Origin of the sequence: Thalassospira xiamenensis M-5 = DSM 17429 (genome assembly GCF_000300235.2) — a bacterium.
Taxonomy (GTDB): domain Bacteria; phylum Pseudomonadota; class Alphaproteobacteria; order Rhodospirillales; family Thalassospiraceae; genus Thalassospira; species Thalassospira xiamenensis.
On the sequence record NZ_CP004388.1, the window covers coordinates 2,255,288 to 2,270,789 of the forward strand.

A 15,502-nucleotide genomic window follows, 5' to 3' on the forward strand; every position below is an offset into this window, starting at 1 on the left:
TGTGAATTTTGGTCAAAACATCTTGCACAAAAGTGAAATATGTGGCTTTTTGATCCTCCGCTAACGGCGCAAGATCGTTGCGGAAGACGTATCGCAGCCGCTCATAAAATTGCGGGAGGCTTTGTTGCCAATAAGCATACAAGAAGCAGGCGCGACGTCGAAATAAAACCTGTGCCAAGTGCCCAGGTCTTAGGAGGAAGCAAAAAAAGATTACGGGAAAACAGCTATAAAAATAGCATCTTAGCAAGATCCTTGTGATCTTGCTTTTTTTTTGGCTTTTCCCGATTGATGCCTTTTCCGCCCCCCCCCTTCCCCGACATTTTGTGCAGTCCGGCCAAACAAAAACCCCGCAACAAATTGTGCGGGGTTTGTTTCTGAATTCCGTCGCCCGATCATTGCGGCGGGCGGACTTCGATCATGCCACTGGTAATCACGAAATACGCCACCAGCCACAAAATCGCCGAAATCAGGCTGGTTGCCAGAACCTTCTTCCACATATGCGGCTTTTGCGGCGCGCCACTATCATGGCCGGGCTGAACATTCTCTTCGCGCTTCACGCCGAACGGCAACACCATGAACAGCACCAGCCACCAGATCACGATGTAAACAAGGATCGCGGAAAACCAGTTCATGCTGCACTCTTTTCTTGGTTGCGGGAATAAAGGCCGATACGGCGGGAAAGAAACTTAAACCTGTTCAAGCTCAACAAGCGTCCCGTTAAAATCCTTGGGATGCAGGAACAGAACCGGCTTGCCATGCGCCCCGATCTTCGGCTCCCCCGTGCCCAGCACGCGCGCACCGTTTTTCAGAAGCTGATCACGCGCCGCCAGGATATCCTCAACCTCATAGCAGACATGATGAATGCCGCCCGATGTGTTTTTATCAAGGAACCCCTGTATCGGCGATCCCTCGCCCAGCGGATAGAGCAATTCGATCTTGGTATTGGGCAGTTCAACAAAGACCACAGTCACCCCGTGATCTGGTTCGTCCTGCGGGTCGGAAACCTTCGCACCTAGCACATCACGATAAAGCCGGATGCCTTCCGTAAGGTCCGGCACCGCAATCGCCACATGGTTCAGCCGTCCAATCATGTTCTACTCCTGCAATGTGATCTGCCCGATCACCGACAATCTAGGATGCACATCACGACAAAGACAACCGCCCATTTGGTCGCATGCCGCCTTCCCAAACTGCCTAGCCCTGCTCGTTCACCCGCACAAGATGCACCTCGATCATTGGCCGTTTGCCAAGCCGCTGACGCACCGGACGACGCAGGGATTGCCGGATCGCAAGGATCACCGCCGCATCGTCAAGCACCTCGTCATCATTCAACTGATCAACCCGGTTGCCGATCTCGGCTGCAAAATGATCAAGGCGGACATCATCGCCGACCTCGTCAAACAGGCTGGGTGCCGTAATCATCGGCTCGCCGACCATCTCGCCAAACTGGTTCAGCACCACGGTCACAAACATCACACCGTTCCACACGATGCGATTACGGTTGCGGATGGTTTCGGAATCCCGTTTCAGCAACCGCCCGCCATCAAGGCAAAGCACGCCGCTTTCGGCAACGCCAATCACGTGCGCACTGCCCGGCGACAGGCGAATGACCGTCCCGTCATGCGGGATCACCTGCTCAGGGATCTGGCATTCCGCGCCAAGGGCCGCCTGTTCGCACAGATGGCGGGTTTCGCCATGCACCGGCACAAGGATTTTCGGACGTGTAAGCTGATACATCCGCGCCAGATCCTGCCTGCCCGGATGACCCGAAACATGGATCGGCTCATCACGCGCCGTAATCACGCGGATACCCCGCCTGATCAAAAGGTTCTGGATATAACCGATGGATTTTTCATTGCCCGGAATTTCGCGCGCCGAAAACACCACCGTATCGCCCGGATCAAGCTGCACGGTCGGATGATCGCCCTTGGCAATACGCGACATTGCCGCACGCGGTTCGCCCTGCGACCCGGTACAGATCAGCAATACCTGATCCTTGGGGACCTCCATCGCGTCTTCATCGGTCAGAAGGTTCGGATAGGATGTCAGATAGCCAACCGCTCGTGCGGCTTCGGTCACACGGTTCAATGACCGCCCGGCCAACCCGACACAGCGGTTGTTTTCATGTGCCGCTTCAACAATCGACTGCAACCGCGCAACGTTGGTCGCAAAGCACGCAACCGCAATCCGGCCCTGCGGCGTTTCGGCAAACAGTTTTGACAGGTTCTTGGCTACATCGCCTTCCGATCCGGCTTTGCCTTCGGAAAAGACGTTGGTGGAATCACAAATCAGCGCCATGACCCCTTCATCGCCAAGCGCCTCAAGCTTCTTGACATCCGATGCCTCGCCAATCTGTGGCTCGGGGTCAAATTTCCAGTCGCCGGTATGCACCACAAGCCCCTTGGGGGTGCGGATCGCAAGCGCGTTGGGTTCAAGGATCGAATGGGTCATGGTGACGAATTCGATGTCAAACGGCCCCTTTTTGAACCGTCCGCCAAGCTCGATCACATGGATCGGCACCTGATCGGCAAAATCGGTTTCCGCCAGTTTGGCCTTCAGGAACTCGGCGGCAAACGGGGTGGCATAGATCGGGCATTTCAGCCGCGGCCAAAGATACGGCACCGCGCCAAGGTGATCCTCATGCGCATGGGTCAGGACAAGGCCAAGAAGTTTGTCTTTGCGTTCCTCGATAAAGGACGGATCGGGCATGACAACATCGACACCGGGCAAACCTTCCTCGCCAAAGGAAACGCCCATATCGACCATCAGCCACTGATCGTCATATCCGTACAAATTGAGGTTCATGCCAATTTCGCCAGATCCCCCCAGCGGCACAAACAGCAATTCGTCTTTCGGCAAATACAAATCCACGGATGATCACCCTTGTCTTTCAGCGGTGAGAAATAAGATCACGGGGCGCACCCGCGTCACTTCACAGTCAATGTCGGTTAACAGTCTAGTTCGATTTTTCGCTGTTGCGGCGATAAATCATCAAAAGCCCCAGCATGGTCAGATCGCCATGCAGATGTTCGATCTCGTCAACCGCCTTGGTAAATAACGGTGCCAGACCACCGGTCGCGACAACTTTCATATTATCAACGCCCTGCTGCATGCGAATGCGCGCCAGAAGTCCCTCGATCATCGCAACATAGCCCCAGTAAACCCCGGACTGCATTGCCTCGATCGTGTTCTTGCCGATCACATTGCGCGGGGCCTCGATCGCGACCATCGGCAACTGGGCTGCTGCCATATGCAGCGCCTTGATCGAAAGGTTAACACCTGGCGCAATCACACCGCCAAGATAATTGCCTTCTTCATCGATCACGTCAAACGTGGTCGCCGTCCCGAAATCCAGAACCACAAGCGGCCCGCCAAAAAGCTTGTGCGCTGCAACCGCATTGACAAGCCGGTCGGCCCCGACCTCGCTTGGCCGATCCATGATGATCTTCATATCCAGATCAACCGCCGGGTCGCCCACCACCATCGGCTCGACATTGAAATAACGTCGGCACAGGGTTTTAAGGCTGAATTCCGCCGCCGGAACCACGGTTGCGATGATTGCGCCCGTAATCGCATCTTTCGGCACATCCGACAGGGTAAACAGATGATGCAACCACACGCCAAGTTCATCAGCCGTGCGTTCAACCGTCGTTGAACAGCGCCACTGCCCCTTGATCGTATCGCCGTCAAACACCGCGAAAACGATGTTGGTATTCCCGGCATCAATCGCCAGCAACATGATGTTTCGTCTCCCCGTTATCGTCCCGTGTTATTTATGCTTTAAAAAACACTTCGCCAGCACCGATGCGATGTTCCATCCCGCCCGTTTCTCTTAAAACAAGCGATCCGTCGTCATCAAGCCCGACAAACATGCCCTCAAGCGTCCTTTCGGTCAGGCGCGCAATCACCGGCGCACCAATCCCGTATGCCCGCCGAAGCCAGGCGTCACGCACCGGGGCAAAGCCCTGCGCTTCCCATACGGGCAACCAGTCTGCCACCCTCCCGACATAGGCCGAAATCAGTTCGCCCACCGAAACCGGCGCGCCAAGCGCTGAAAGCGACGTCGCCGGGCGTTCGGCATCATCGGGATAAAACGCAACATTCACCCCGGCTCCGATCACCAGATAATCGGTTTCCGAACCGTTATTCGATGCACTTTCCAGAAGAATACCCGAAATCTTGCGGCCATTGACCATCAGGTCATTGGGCCATTTGCAATCCGGCCTGACCCGATTGCCTGTCACCAGCTCAATCGCCTCGGCCAGGGCAACCGCAATCAGGAATGTCAGTTTTGCCGCTTCAAAAAGCGGGCAATCCGGACGCAGCAAAAGGGAAGAATAAAGATTGCCAACCGGGGATGTCCATGCGCGGCCGCGCCGTCCCCTGCCCGATGTCTGTTGGCGGGCCCAAATAAGGGCGCCACTTGGGGCGCCCTTATCAGCAAGGCGTTTCGCCTCTTCATTCGTACTGTCGATCACTTCCAGTTCATGAAGATAAAAACCTTCAGGAAGCCGGATCGTCGGCTTGGTCATCCTTACTGCCCGAGCAAGGCCGTCGCGGCAACGCCGGCACTATCCATCAACGGGTTCGGGAAGAAGACGAAAGCCAGAAGAATGACCGTCGCAACCGCCATGATCACATTCATCTCGGTGCCGTTCTTGTCGAACGCTTCGACCGGCTCGTCGAAATACATCACCTTGATGATCCGCAGATAGTAATAGGCACTGACGACCGAGGTCACCAGACCGATCACCGCCAGCGTCACAAGACCGGCATCAACCGCCGCCTTGAACACATAGAACTTGCCAAAGAACCCTGCAAGCGGCGGAATACCGGCCATCGAGAACATCAGGATCGCGGTCACCGCCGCCATCAGCGGCTTGGTCTTGGCCAGACCGGCAAGATCGGTGATTTCCTCGACCATGCGGTCATTGCGACGCATCGACAGGATCACGGCAAAGGTTCCAAGGTTCATCACAAGGTAAATCCCAAGATAAACCAGAATACCCTGCACGCCCTCTGCCGTACCGGCCGCAAGGCCAACCAGTGCGAAACCAACGTGACCGATGGATGAATAGGCCATCAGACGTTTGATATTGTCCTGACGAAGGGCTGCGAACGAACCCCATGCCATCGACAGGATCGACACCAGAACGATGATCTGCTGCCAGTCTTCGACAGCACCGGCAAACGGCCCAACCGCAACACGAACGAACAGCGCCAGACCGGCAATCTTCGGCGCGACGGCAAAGAACGCCGTAACCGGGGTCGGTGCCCCTTCATAGACGTCCGGGGTCCACATATGGAACGGAACCGCGGAAACCTTGAAGCACAGACCGGCAAACATGAAGGCCAGACCAACCAGTGTCCCGACCGAAAGGCCGCCATTGCTGATCACATCGCCCAGAACGGCGAAGTTGGTCGAACCGGTAAAGCCATACACCATCGACATGCCATACAGCAGCATACCCGACGCAATCGACCCCAGAACGAAGTATTTCAGGCCCGATTCCGTGGCGCGAACGGTGTCGCGGCGGATCGCCGCGATCACGTAAAGTGCGAGCGACTGAAGCTCAAGACCAAGATACAGCGACAGCATGTCGGTCGCCGATACCATCGCCATCATGCCAAGTGTGGCAAGCAGGATCAGGATCGGGAATTCGAACCGCGACATGTTTTCGCGTTCGGCGTAATTCATCGCCATCACGATACCAATCGACGAACCGATCAGGATCATCACCTTGGTGAATTTGGCAAAGGCATCTGCCGTGAACTGGCCATAGAACGCCACCCCGCCGTCACCCAGAACCACCAGCACAAGGGCGATGATCTGGGCTGCAACCGCAAGCCATGAAACGGTGCGGAAAGCCTTGTCCTTACCGGCAAACACGCCAAGCATCAGAAGGGCAAGGGCCGAAACGGCCATAAAGATTTCGGGCAATGCCGCCCCGAGGTTGAGCATAGAAACTCCCATGTTCATTCCCCTCAATTCGCCGCCAGCTGCGCAGCCTGAGCTGCGGCAGCCTGCGCCGTTTCGACCTGGTTGACGAGGTGTTCAACCGAAACATGCATGATGTCGAGGAAGGAGACCGGATAGACCCCCATCCAAAGAACGATGATCACAAGCGGTGCAAAGATCAGCCATTCACGCGGGCTCATATCAAGGATCGACTTAAGGTTTTCCTTGGTAAGGGCCCCGAACACGATGCGGCGATAGAGATACAGCGCATAAGCCGCACCAAGGATCAGACCGGTTGCGGCAAAGAATGCCACCCAGGTATTGGCTTCGAACGCGCCCAGCAATGCCAGGATTTCGCCAACGAAACCACCCGTCCCCGGAAGACCGACAGACGCCATCGTAAAGAACATGAAGATAACGGCATAACCAGGCATACGATGCACAAGACCGCCATACGCATCGATCTCGCGGGTATGCATGCGGTCATAAACCACACCAACACACAGGAACAACGCGCCCGATACCACACCATGGCTAAGCATCTGGAAGATCGAACCTTCGATACCATGCTGGTTAAAGGTGAAGGCACCAATCGTCACAATCCCCATATGGGCCACCGACGAATAGGCAATCAGCTTTTTCATGTCCTGCTGTGCCAATGCGACCAGCGACGTATAGATGATCGCCACAATCGACAGCGTAAACACCAGCGGGGCAAAGGTTTCCGACGCCAGCGGCATCATCGGCAACGAGAACCGAAGGAACCCGTAACCACCCATTTTCAGAAGCACACCGGCCAGGATCACCGAACCAGCGGTCGGTGCCTCAACGTGGGCATCCGGAAGCCATGTGTGAACCGGCCACATCGGCACCTTGACGGCAAAGGATGCAAAGAACGCCAGCCACAGCCAAAGCTGCATATTATAGCTGAACCCGTGCGCCATCAGTGTCGGGATGTCGGTGGTGCCTGCTTCGAAATACATCGCAAGCAGCGCCACCAGCATCAGAACGGAACCCAGCAGCGTGTAAAGGAACAGCTTGAAGGCTGCATAAACACGACGCTGACCGCCCCAGACACCGATGATGATGAACATCGGGATCAGAACGCCTTCGAAGAACAGATAGAACAGCAGACCGTCAAGCGCGCTGAACATACCGACCATCATCGTTTCCAGGATCAGGAACGCGATCATGTATTCCTTGACACGTTTCTGGATTGCTTCCCATGCCGACAGAATGCAGATCGGCGTCAGGAAGGTCGCCAAAAGCACGAACAGCATCGAAATGCCATCCACGCCCATGTGATAGGAAATGTTCAGGCCCGGCATCCAGTCGGCTTTTTCAACGAACTGGAAATCGGCCGTGGTGCTATCGAAATTCACCCATAGCATCAACGATGCCAGGAAGGTGAAACCCGACGTCCACAAAGCAACCCATCGGGAGTTGCGGGCGACATTCGCCTCTTCCCCGCGGATCAGCAGCACGAACAGTGCGCCGATCAGCGGTAAAAAGGTGACGATCGAAAGAATTGGATAATCGCTCATCGCCCGTTAACCCATCTTCCAAATTGTGTAAGACACCAAGGCGGCAATACCGATCAGCATCGCAAACGCATAGTGATAGACGAAACCGCTCTGAAGGGCGCTGACACGACGTGCAATGTTACGGCATGCTGCGGCGACACCGTCCGGACCGACACCGTCGATCAGCGCGCCATCGCCCGATTTCCAGAAGCCATAGCCAAGATAGAAGGCCGGCTTGACGAAAATCTTGTCGTAAAGCTCGTCGAAGTACCATTTGTTCAGCGCGAAGCGATACAGACCATTGAAGGTATTGGCCAACTGACGCGGCAGCGACGGAACCAGCTTGTACATCACAAGTGCGATGACAAAGCCCGATACCATGGCAACAAACGGTGCCAGCTTGACCCAGCCCGGAACATGGTGTGCATGTTCAAGAGCCTGATGACCTTCGGCCATGAAGATCGCGCCGTTCCAGAACGCCAGCATTTCTTCATAGTCACCACCACCGAACCAGTCCTTGGCGAACCAGCCGGCAAAGATCGCACCGATGGTCAGGAACAGAAGCGGCAGCGTCATGACAGCCGGGCTTTCATGGACATGGGCCATGGTCCGCTCGTCCGCACGCGGGGTGCCAAAGAAGGTCATGAAGATCAGACGCCAGCTATAGAACGACGTCATCAGTGCCGCCAGGATACCGGCCCAGAAGGCATAGGTGCCGACCGCGGTATGTGCCGCAAACGCGCTTTCGATGACAAGGTCCTTGGAATAGAAGCCCGCAAGCCCCGGGAAACCGGTAATCGCAAGCGTACCAACCATCATCACCGCAAAGGTCAGCGGAACCATCTTATAGATGCCGCCCATCTTGCGCATGTCCTGCTCGTCGGACATCGCATGGATCACCGAACCGGCACCAAGGAACAAAAGCGCCTTGAAGAAGCCGTGCGTCATCAGGTGGAACACGCCCGCCGAATAGGCCGACACGCCACACGCAAAGAACATGTAACCAAGCTGCGAACAGGTCGAATAGGCGATCACGCGCTTGATGTCGTTCTGAACGCAACCAATGGTCGCGGCAAAGAACGCGGTCGATGCGCCGACAACGGTAATGATCGCAAGCGTGGTTTCGGCATATTCAAAGATCGGCGACAGGCGCGCAACCATGAACACACCGGCCGTCACCATGGTTGCCGCGTGAATAAGGGCTGAAACCGGTGTTGGGCCTTCCATCGCATCAGGCAGCCACGTATGCAGGCCAAGCTGTGCCGATTTGCCCATCGCTCCGATGAACAGAAGAAAACAGGTGATCTCAAGGGCCGAGAATTCATGACCAAGGAACAAAAGCGTCGTTCCGGCAACTTCCTCGGCATTGGCAAAGATCACGTCGAACTGAACGCTATCGAACAGGACATAAACCGCAAAGATACCCAGCGCGAAGCCAAAGTCACCGACACGGTTAACGACAAACGCTTTGATCGCAGCGGCCGATGCCGACGGCTTGGAATACCAGAAACCGATCAGAAGATAGGACGCAAGCCCCACCCCTTCCCAGCCAAAGAACAGCTGGATCAGGTTGTCGGCAGTCACCAGCATCAGCATGGCAAAGGTAAACAGCGACAGATACGCCATGAAACGCGGCTTGTCGGGATCGTGCGACATGTAACCGATGGAATAGATATGCACCATCGACGACACACCGGTCACAACAATCAGCATGACGCAGGTCAGCGTATCAAAACGAAGCGCCCATTCAGCCGTGAAGTTACCCGAAGAAATCCAGGTAAACAGCTGAACCGTCACCGGGTTGCCGCCAAGCGCGACATCGACAAAGGCGAAAATCGAAATGATGAAGGCCGTAACGACACCGCCCACCGTAATCAGCTGGGAAATGCGATCAGACGTCGAAACACCATGATGATGGCTGCTGTCATGCTCGGCACCGGACGCGGACGACATGGCGCCGGCCAGCGTAATGATGCCGGCAATCGTGGCAGCGATCAGGGGCAGGAATACAATCAGAGGATACATATCTGCCTTACCCCTTCATCATGTTGATGTCTTCAACCGCAATCGTGCCGCGGTTACGGAAATAGACCACCAGGATCGCAAGACCGATCGCTGCCTCGGCGGCGGCAACGGTCAGGACGAAGATGGTGAAGACCTGTCCGACGAGGTCGCCAAGGAACGACGAGAACGCGACAAGGTTGATATTGACTGCCAGCAGCATCAGCTCGATCGACATCATGATGATGATGACGTTCTTGCGGTTCATGAAGATGCCAAAGATCCCGAGTGTGAAAAGGATCGCCGCGACGGTCAAATAATGTGCAAGACCGATTTCCATCAGATCCCCCTACCGACCGGAACTTTTTTGACTTCAAGCGTGTCAGCGCGATCGCGTTTGACCTGCTCGGAGATTTTCTGACGGCGAACACCCTCGCGGGTACGCAGCGTCAGGACAATTGCGCCGATCATCGCAACAAGCAGCACCAGACCGGCAGCCTGGAAGATGTATGCGTAATCGGTGTAGATCAGTTGGCCGAGCGCCTCGACATTGGTCAGTCCGGCGGGCGTCGGATGCGCCAGAACGGCGATCTTGTCATCAGACAAAGCCCAGCCCGCGCCGACAAAGGCCAGTTCCACAAACAGCACCAGCGCGATCAGAACCCCGATCGGCAGATAGTTGAGGAAACCTTCGCGCATCTCGACAAAATTGATGTCGAGCATCATGACGACGAACAGGAACAGAACCGCGACCGCGCCGACATAGACGACGACGAGCAGCATGGCGAGAAACTCAGCACCCAGCAGGACGAAAAGCCCGGCTGCGTTAAAAAATGTCAAAATCAGCAGCAGTACCGAATGCACCGGGTTGCGAACGGTCACAACCGCAGTCGCGGACAGAACCGCGACAGTAGCAAACAGGTAAAAAGCCAAAGCCTGTACGACCATAAGGTACCCCCTTGGCGAGCCGCCCTGCCCCAACAGCAGAAAGCGGCCCATGAACTCTCTTTATACGATCAGACGCGACACTTACCGATAAGGTGCGTCTGCCTCCAATCGTGCAGCAAGCTCGGCTTCCCAACGCTCGCCATTTGCCAGAAGCTTATCCTTGTCATAGAGAAGCTCCTCGCGGTTTTCGGTTGCGAACTCGAAGTTCGGACCTTCAACGATTGCATCCACCGGACAGGCTTCCTCGCAGAAACCGCAATAGATGCATTTCGTCATATCGATATCGTAGCGCGTCGTACGCCGCGAACCGTCGTCGCGCGGCTCAACCTCGATGGTGATGGCCTGCGCGGGACAGATCGCCTCGCAAAGTTTGCACGCAATGCAACGCTCTTCCCCGTTGGGATAACGGCGCAGCGCATGTTCGCCACGGAAACGCGGGCTCAGCGGACCCTTTTCATACGGATAGTTCAGCGTCACCTTGGGCTTGAACATGTATTTCAGGGTGAGCGCCATACCGGAAACGAGTTCCACCAGCAGGAAGCTCCGGGCCGTCCGATCAATAAATGACATCGTTTACCTCTCTCTCTCCGATGCGCGGCGATCAGGCCGGGACCTTGTCAAAAGCAACCAGGAACGTGGCGACCAGCATGACCCAGGCAAATGACAGCGGCAGGAAGACTTTCCAACCCAGACGCATCAGCTGGTCATAGCGGTAACGCGGGAATGTCGCACGCACCCAGAGGAAAATGAACAGGACGAAGCAGATCTTCAGAATGAACCAGATCGCGCCGGGGATGAATTCCAGCACCGGCAGCGGTGCGGTCCAGCCGCCCAGGAACAGAACGGCGCAAAGACCGCTCATCAGGATCATGTTCGCGTATTCACCCAGGAAGAACAGCGCAAAGGTCATTGCCGAATAATCGACGTTATAACCCGACACCAGTTCGGCTTCCGCTTCCGGAAGGTCAAACGGCGCACGGTTCGTTTCGGCCAGGATCGACACGATGAAGACCACAAACATCGGCAGGTGATAGATGAAGTTCCATTCCCAGATGCCGCCAACCTGACCGCGAACGATATCGCTAAGGTTAAGCGACCCGGTGGTCAGCAGAACCGAAATGATGATCAGGCCAATCGAAATCTCGTAGGACACCATCTGTGCGCCGGAACGCAGCGCACCAAGGAAGGCGTATTTCGAGTTCGACGCCCAACCGGCCATCACGATGCCGTAAACACCCAGCGATGAAATCGCGAACAGGTACAGAATGCCGACATTCAGATCCGCCAGAACCATGCCCTCGTCGAACGGGATAACCGCCCAGGCAATGATCGCCAGAATGAAGGTCAGCATCGGGGCAATGATAAACACGCCCTTGTTGGCACTGGTCGGAACAATCGTTTCTTTCAGAAACAGTTTCAGACCATCGGCCAGCGGTTGCAGAAGACCAAACGGCCCCACAACGTTCGGGCCTTTGCGCAACTGCATCGCACCGATGACCTTGCGCTCGGCATAGGTCAGATAGGCGACAGCAACCAGCAGCGGGACAACAATCGCCAAAATCTTGGCGACGATCCAGACCAGCGGTTCAATATATCCGTCCCAAAGAAGTTCCATCGGTTAAACCGTATCTTTTGCGTTTCGTCCCTGAATTGGGACACCCCCTTGCGGGACGGGCGACGATGTCATCGCCGCCCCCCAAACTCAGGCAACCTTCTCGGCAGCCGCATCCTTGACAAAGGCCTCTGTACATTTGGCCATCGTCACCGATGCACGGCTGATCGGGTCGGTCATATAGAAATTGCGAACCGGCGAGATAAAGCCATCAGACTTCATATCGCCTGCCTTGCCGAAATCGGTCCACTCTGCCTTGGTGACAGCATTCAGCGAGGCGAAAGTCGCGCTGAGTTCAACCATGCGCGAACGCACGGCATCAATGTTGTCATACGGCAGGGCCTGACCAAGTGCGCCCGAAAGCGCACGGACAATCGCCCAGTCTTCCTTGGCCTCGCCAACCGGGAAAACAGCGCGCCAGCCCTGCTGGGCGCGGCCTTCGGTATTGACGTAGGTACCGTTCTTTTCGGTATAGGCAGCACCGGGCAGGATCACGTCGGCAGCCTGCGCACCGGCATCGCCCATCGCCCCCTGATAGACCACAAAGGCCTTCTCAAGTTTCGACATGTCGATTTCATCGGCACCCAGAAGGTAAACAACCTCGACATCGCCTTTTGCCGCGGCATCAAGGATGTCATTGGTCGCAAGACCGCCCTCGCCCGGGACAAAGCCCAGATCAAGGCCACCGACGCGCGATGCGGCGGTGTGCAGAACGTTGAAACCGTTCCAGTCGCCCGAAACCATGCCGTATTTTTCGGCAATCGCCCGGACGGTCGCCAGAACCGCATCGCTGTCCTCACGGTTAAGCGCGCCCATGCCAACGATGATCATCGGCTTTTCGGCGGCTTTCAGCACCTTGGCGAAATCGTTTTTGCCATCCAGCACCGCAGAAAGCGTTTCCGCACCGGCACCAAGATAGTCGTGCTTATAGGTCGGGTCCCAGCTTTCGCCGATGATGCCAACCTTGAAATCACCGGCCGTCGCACGCCAGCGCTTGCGCAGACGCGAATTGATGATCGGCGCTTCGGCACGGATATTCGCACCAACGATCAGGCAGGCATCGGCATCATCAATGCCCGAAATCGTGGTGTTAAAGATATAGGACGCACGCGGACCGCCAATTTTCGAACCGTCCTGACGGCAATCAAGGTTCGGCGACCCAAGGGTCCCCATCAGATCCTTTAACGCAGTCATCGATTCACAATCGACCGTATCACCGGCGATTGCGGCAATCTTCTTGCCATCAAGCTCGGAAACCTTTGCCTTGATCGCGGCAAACGCCTCGTCCCAGCTGGCCGCTTTCAGCTTGCCATCAACACGCACATACGGACGATCCAGACGCTGGCGTTTCAGGCCGTCAATCGCATAACGGGTTTTGTCCGAAATCCATTCTTCGTTCACATCGTCATTGGTACGCGGCAGAACGCGCATGACTTCGGCACTGCGGGAATCGATACGGATGTTCGATCCGACCGCATCCATCACGTCGATGCTGTCGGTTTTTTTCAATTCCCACGGACGCGCGGTAAACGCATAGGGTTTCGATGTCAGTGCGCCAACCGGGCAAAGATCGACCAGATTCCCCGAAAGTTCGGAATTGATCGATGCTTCGATATACGGTCCGACCTCGGTATCCTCGCCGCGGTAAACCGCACCCATGGTGCCGACACCGGCGACTTCCTCGGAAAAACGGACGCAACGGGTGCAATGAATGCAACGGGTCATGATCGTTTTGACAATCGGCCCCAGTTCCTTGTCCTTCACCGCACGCTTTTTCTCGGCATAACGCGACGCGTCAAAACCATAGGCCATCGCCTGGTCCTGAAGGTCACATTCACCGCCCTGGTCACAGATCGGGCAATCCAGCGGATGGTTGATCAGCAGGAATTCCATCACGCCATTGCGGGCTTTCTTGACCAGATCGGAATCCGTCTTGATCACCATTCCATCTGCCGCAGGCATGGCACAGGACGCGACCGGCTTGGGTGCGCGTTCCATTTCAACCAGACACATACGGCAGTTGCCGGCGATTGACAGGCGCTCGTGATAGCAGAAACGCGGAATCTCCTTCCCGGCCTCTTCACAGGCCTGAAGGACTGTCGCCCCGGCTTCTACTTCAACTTCAATACCGTCAACTGTCAGTTTCGGCATGTCTCAATCCCTCTCAACAGGCCCCTCTCAGGCCGCGATCCGTGCGCGATATTCCTTGATCCGCCGTTCCATTTCGGGACGGAAGCGACGGATCAGACCCTGGATCGGCCATGCAGCTGCATCGCCAAGCGCACAAATGGTGTGGCCTTCGACCTGTTTGGTCACATCCCACAACAGATCAATTTCATCTAGCGTGGCCTGTCCCCGGACCATGCGCGCCATGATGCGCGCCATCCAGCCCGTGCCTTCACGGCACGGCGTACACTGGCCACAGCTTTCATGCTGATAGAATTCCGACAGACGCGCGATGGCGTAAACGATGTCGGTGGACTTATCCATCACGATCACCGCTGCCGTACCAAGGCCCGATCCCACTTCACGCAGGGCATCGAAATCCATCAGCACATCGTCGCAAATGTCTTTGGTCATCAGCGGAACGGACGAACCGCCCGGAATGACCGCCAAAAGATTGTCCCAGCCGCCACGAACGCCGCCGCAATGCTTTTCGATCAGCTCACGCAGCGGGATGCTCATGGCTTCTTCGACCGTGCACGGCTTTTCGACATGGCCGGAAATCGCAAACAGCTTGGTACCGTGGTTGTTTTCACGGCCAAAGCTGGTGAACCATGAACCGCCACGGCGCAGGATTTCCGGCACCACGGCAATCGATTCGACATTGTTCACCGTCGTCGGGCAGCCATACAGACCGGCATTGGCCGGGAATGGCGGCTTCAGACGCGGCTGGCCTTTCTTGCCCTCAAGGCTTTCGATCAGAGCGGTTTCCTCGCCACAGATATACGCCCCTGCACCAAGATGCAGATAAAGGTCGTAATCCCAGCCGGAACCGCAGGCATTCTTGCCAAGCAGACCCGCTTCATAGGCTTCATCGATTGCACGCTGAAGGTTCGATGCCTCGTGATAGAATTCCCCACGGATATAGATATATCCGGCATGGGCATTCATCGCGAAGCTTGCCAGAAGGCAGCCTTCAATCAGGGTATGCGGATCATTGCGCATGATCTCGCGGTCTTTGCAGGTGCCAGGCTCGCCCTCGTCGGCATTGACCACGAGATAGCTCGGACGACCATCAGATTCCTTGGGCATGAACGACCATTTCAGGCCGGTCGGGAAGCCAGCGCCCCCGCGACCACGCAGACCGGATGCCTTCATCTCGTTGATGATCCAGTCGCGCCCTTTTTCAATCAGGGCCTTGGTGCCGTCCCAGTTGCCACGTGCCTGTGCCGCCTTAAGACCGAAGTCCTGAAAACCGTACAGGTTGGTAAAGATACGATCCTTATCCTGCAACAT

The 15,502-nt window shown here is 56.1% G+C and carries 14 protein-coding genes; all 14 read right to left on the reverse strand.

The genetic code is table 11. The annotated features are described in order from the left end of the window. Positions 1–392: 392 nt before the first annotated feature. The 14 genes from TH3_RS10635 to nuoF all read right to left on the reverse strand — a co-directional run bounded on the left by TH3_RS10635 (position 393) and on the right by nuoF (position 15,502). Positions 393–632 (reverse strand): DUF1467 family protein, encoded by a 240-nt coding sequence (locus TH3_RS10635; protein ID WP_007089424.1) that lies wholly within the window; start codon positions 630–632, stop codon positions 393–395. A gap of 54 nt (positions 633–686) precedes the next feature. Then, positions 687–1,091 carry a methylmalonyl-CoA epimerase gene (mce, locus tag TH3_RS10640; protein WP_007089423.1) on the reverse strand — a complete coding sequence of 135 codons (405 nt, stop codon included), beginning with the start codon at positions 1,089–1,091 and terminating at the stop codon, positions 687–689. Between the two features lie 103 nt (positions 1,092–1,194). Then, complete coding sequence (locus TH3_RS10645) at positions 1,195–2,871, reverse strand: ribonuclease J (protein WP_007089422.1); 1,677 nt, start codon at positions 2,869–2,871, stop codon at positions 1,195–1,197. Between the two features lie 85 nt (positions 2,872–2,956). After that, positions 2,957–3,739, reverse strand: coding sequence for a type III pantothenate kinase (locus TH3_RS10650; RefSeq protein WP_007089421.1), 783 nt, complete (start codon positions 3,737–3,739; stop codon positions 2,957–2,959). Positions 3,740–3,773: 34 nt separating this feature from the next. Continuing rightward, complete coding sequence (locus tag TH3_RS10655) at positions 3,774–4,532, reverse strand: biotin--[acetyl-CoA-carboxylase] ligase (protein ID WP_007089420.1); 759 nt, start codon at positions 4,530–4,532, stop codon at positions 3,774–3,776. Between the two features lie 2 nt (positions 4,533–4,534). Next, positions 4,535–5,974, reverse strand: a complete 1,440-nt coding sequence (gene nuoN / locus TH3_RS10660; RefSeq protein WP_040059846.1) for an NADH-quinone oxidoreductase subunit NuoN — start codon at positions 5,972–5,974, stop codon at positions 4,535–4,537. An 11-nt stretch (positions 5,975–5,985) separates the two neighbouring features. Further along, the gene (locus TH3_RS10665) at positions 5,986–7,503 is read right to left on the reverse strand and encodes an NADH-quinone oxidoreductase subunit M (protein WP_007089418.1); all 1,518 of its coding nucleotides are present in this window, start codon (positions 7,501–7,503) and stop codon (positions 5,986–5,988) included. A 6-nt stretch (positions 7,504–7,509) separates the two neighbouring features. Further along, positions 7,510–9,507 carry an NADH-quinone oxidoreductase subunit L gene (gene nuoL / locus TH3_RS10670; RefSeq protein ID WP_007089417.1) on the reverse strand — a complete coding sequence of 666 codons (1,998 nt, stop codon included), beginning with the start codon at positions 9,505–9,507 and terminating at the stop codon, positions 7,510–7,512. Positions 9,508–9,514: 7 nt separating this feature from the next. Next, entirely contained in the window at positions 9,515–9,823 is a 309-nt protein-coding gene (gene nuoK, locus TH3_RS10675; protein ID WP_007089416.1) for an NADH-quinone oxidoreductase subunit NuoK, read from the reverse strand. Then, complete coding sequence (locus TH3_RS10680; protein WP_007089415.1) at positions 9,823–10,431, reverse strand: NADH-quinone oxidoreductase subunit J; 609 nt, start codon at positions 10,429–10,431, stop codon at positions 9,823–9,825. Before TH3_RS10680 ends, nuoK begins: the two co-directional genes overlap by 1 nt. A gap of 81 nt (positions 10,432–10,512) precedes the next feature. Beyond that, positions 10,513–11,001 (reverse strand): NADH-quinone oxidoreductase subunit NuoI, encoded by a 489-nt coding sequence (gene nuoI / locus TH3_RS10685; protein ID WP_007089414.1) that lies wholly within the window; start codon positions 10,999–11,001, stop codon positions 10,513–10,515. 31 nt (positions 11,002–11,032) lie between these two features. Beyond that, a complete protein-coding gene (gene nuoH, locus TH3_RS10690) occupies positions 11,033–12,046 on the reverse strand; it encodes an NADH-quinone oxidoreductase subunit NuoH (protein ID WP_007089413.1) in 1,014 nt (337 codons plus the stop codon). Between the two features lie 87 nt (positions 12,047–12,133). Further along, a complete protein-coding gene (gene nuoG / locus TH3_RS10695; protein WP_007089412.1) occupies positions 12,134–14,194 on the reverse strand; it encodes an NADH-quinone oxidoreductase subunit NuoG in 2,061 nt (686 codons plus the stop codon). Between the two features lie 27 nt (positions 14,195–14,221). Next, entirely contained in the window at positions 14,222–15,502 is a 1,281-nt protein-coding gene (gene nuoF, locus TH3_RS10700) for an NADH-quinone oxidoreductase subunit NuoF (protein ID WP_007089411.1), read from the reverse strand.

Excerpts from the sequence above, each read along its gene's own strand:
- TH3_RS10635 (WP_007089424.1), bottom strand. The coding sequence starts at position 632 with ATGAACTGGTTTTCCGCGATCCTTGTTTACATCGTGATCTGGTGGCTG.
- mce (WP_007089423.1), bottom strand. The coding sequence starts at position 1,091 with ATGATTGGACGGCTGAACCATGTGGCGATTGCGGTGCCGGACCTTACG.
- TH3_RS10650 (WP_007089421.1), bottom strand. The coding sequence starts at position 3,739 with ATGTTGCTGGCGATTGATGCCGGGAATACCAACATCGTTTTCGCGGTG.
- TH3_RS10655 (WP_007089420.1), bottom strand. The coding sequence starts at position 4,532 with ATGACCAAGCCGACGATCCGGCTTCCTGAAGGTTTTTATCTTCATGAA.
- nuoN (WP_040059846.1), bottom strand. The coding sequence starts at position 5,974 with ATGGGAGTTTCTATGCTCAACCTCGGGGCGGCATTGCCCGAAATCTTT.
- TH3_RS10665 (WP_007089418.1), bottom strand. The coding sequence starts at position 7,503 with ATGAGCGATTATCCAATTCTTTCGATCGTCACCTTTTTACCGCTGATC.
- nuoL (WP_007089417.1), bottom strand. The coding sequence starts at position 9,507 with ATGTATCCTCTGATTGTATTCCTGCCCCTGATCGCTGCCACGATTGCC.
- nuoK (WP_007089416.1), bottom strand. The coding sequence starts at position 9,823 with ATGGAAATCGGTCTTGCACATTATTTGACCGTCGCGGCGATCCTTTTC.
- TH3_RS10680 (WP_007089415.1), bottom strand. The coding sequence starts at position 10,431 with ATGGTCGTACAGGCTTTGGCTTTTTACCTGTTTGCTACTGTCGCGGTT.
- nuoI (WP_007089414.1), bottom strand. The coding sequence starts at position 11,001 with ATGTCATTTATTGATCGGACGGCCCGGAGCTTCCTGCTGGTGGAACTC.
- nuoH (WP_007089413.1), bottom strand. The coding sequence starts at position 12,046 with ATGGAACTTCTTTGGGACGGATATATTGAACCGCTGGTCTGGATCGTC.
- nuoG (WP_007089412.1), bottom strand. The coding sequence starts at position 14,194 with ATGCCGAAACTGACAGTTGACGGTATTGAAGTTGAAGTAGAAGCCGGG.
- nuoF (WP_007089411.1), bottom strand. The coding sequence starts at position 15,502 with ATGTTGCAGGATAAGGATCGTATCTTTACCAACCTGTACGGTTTTCAG.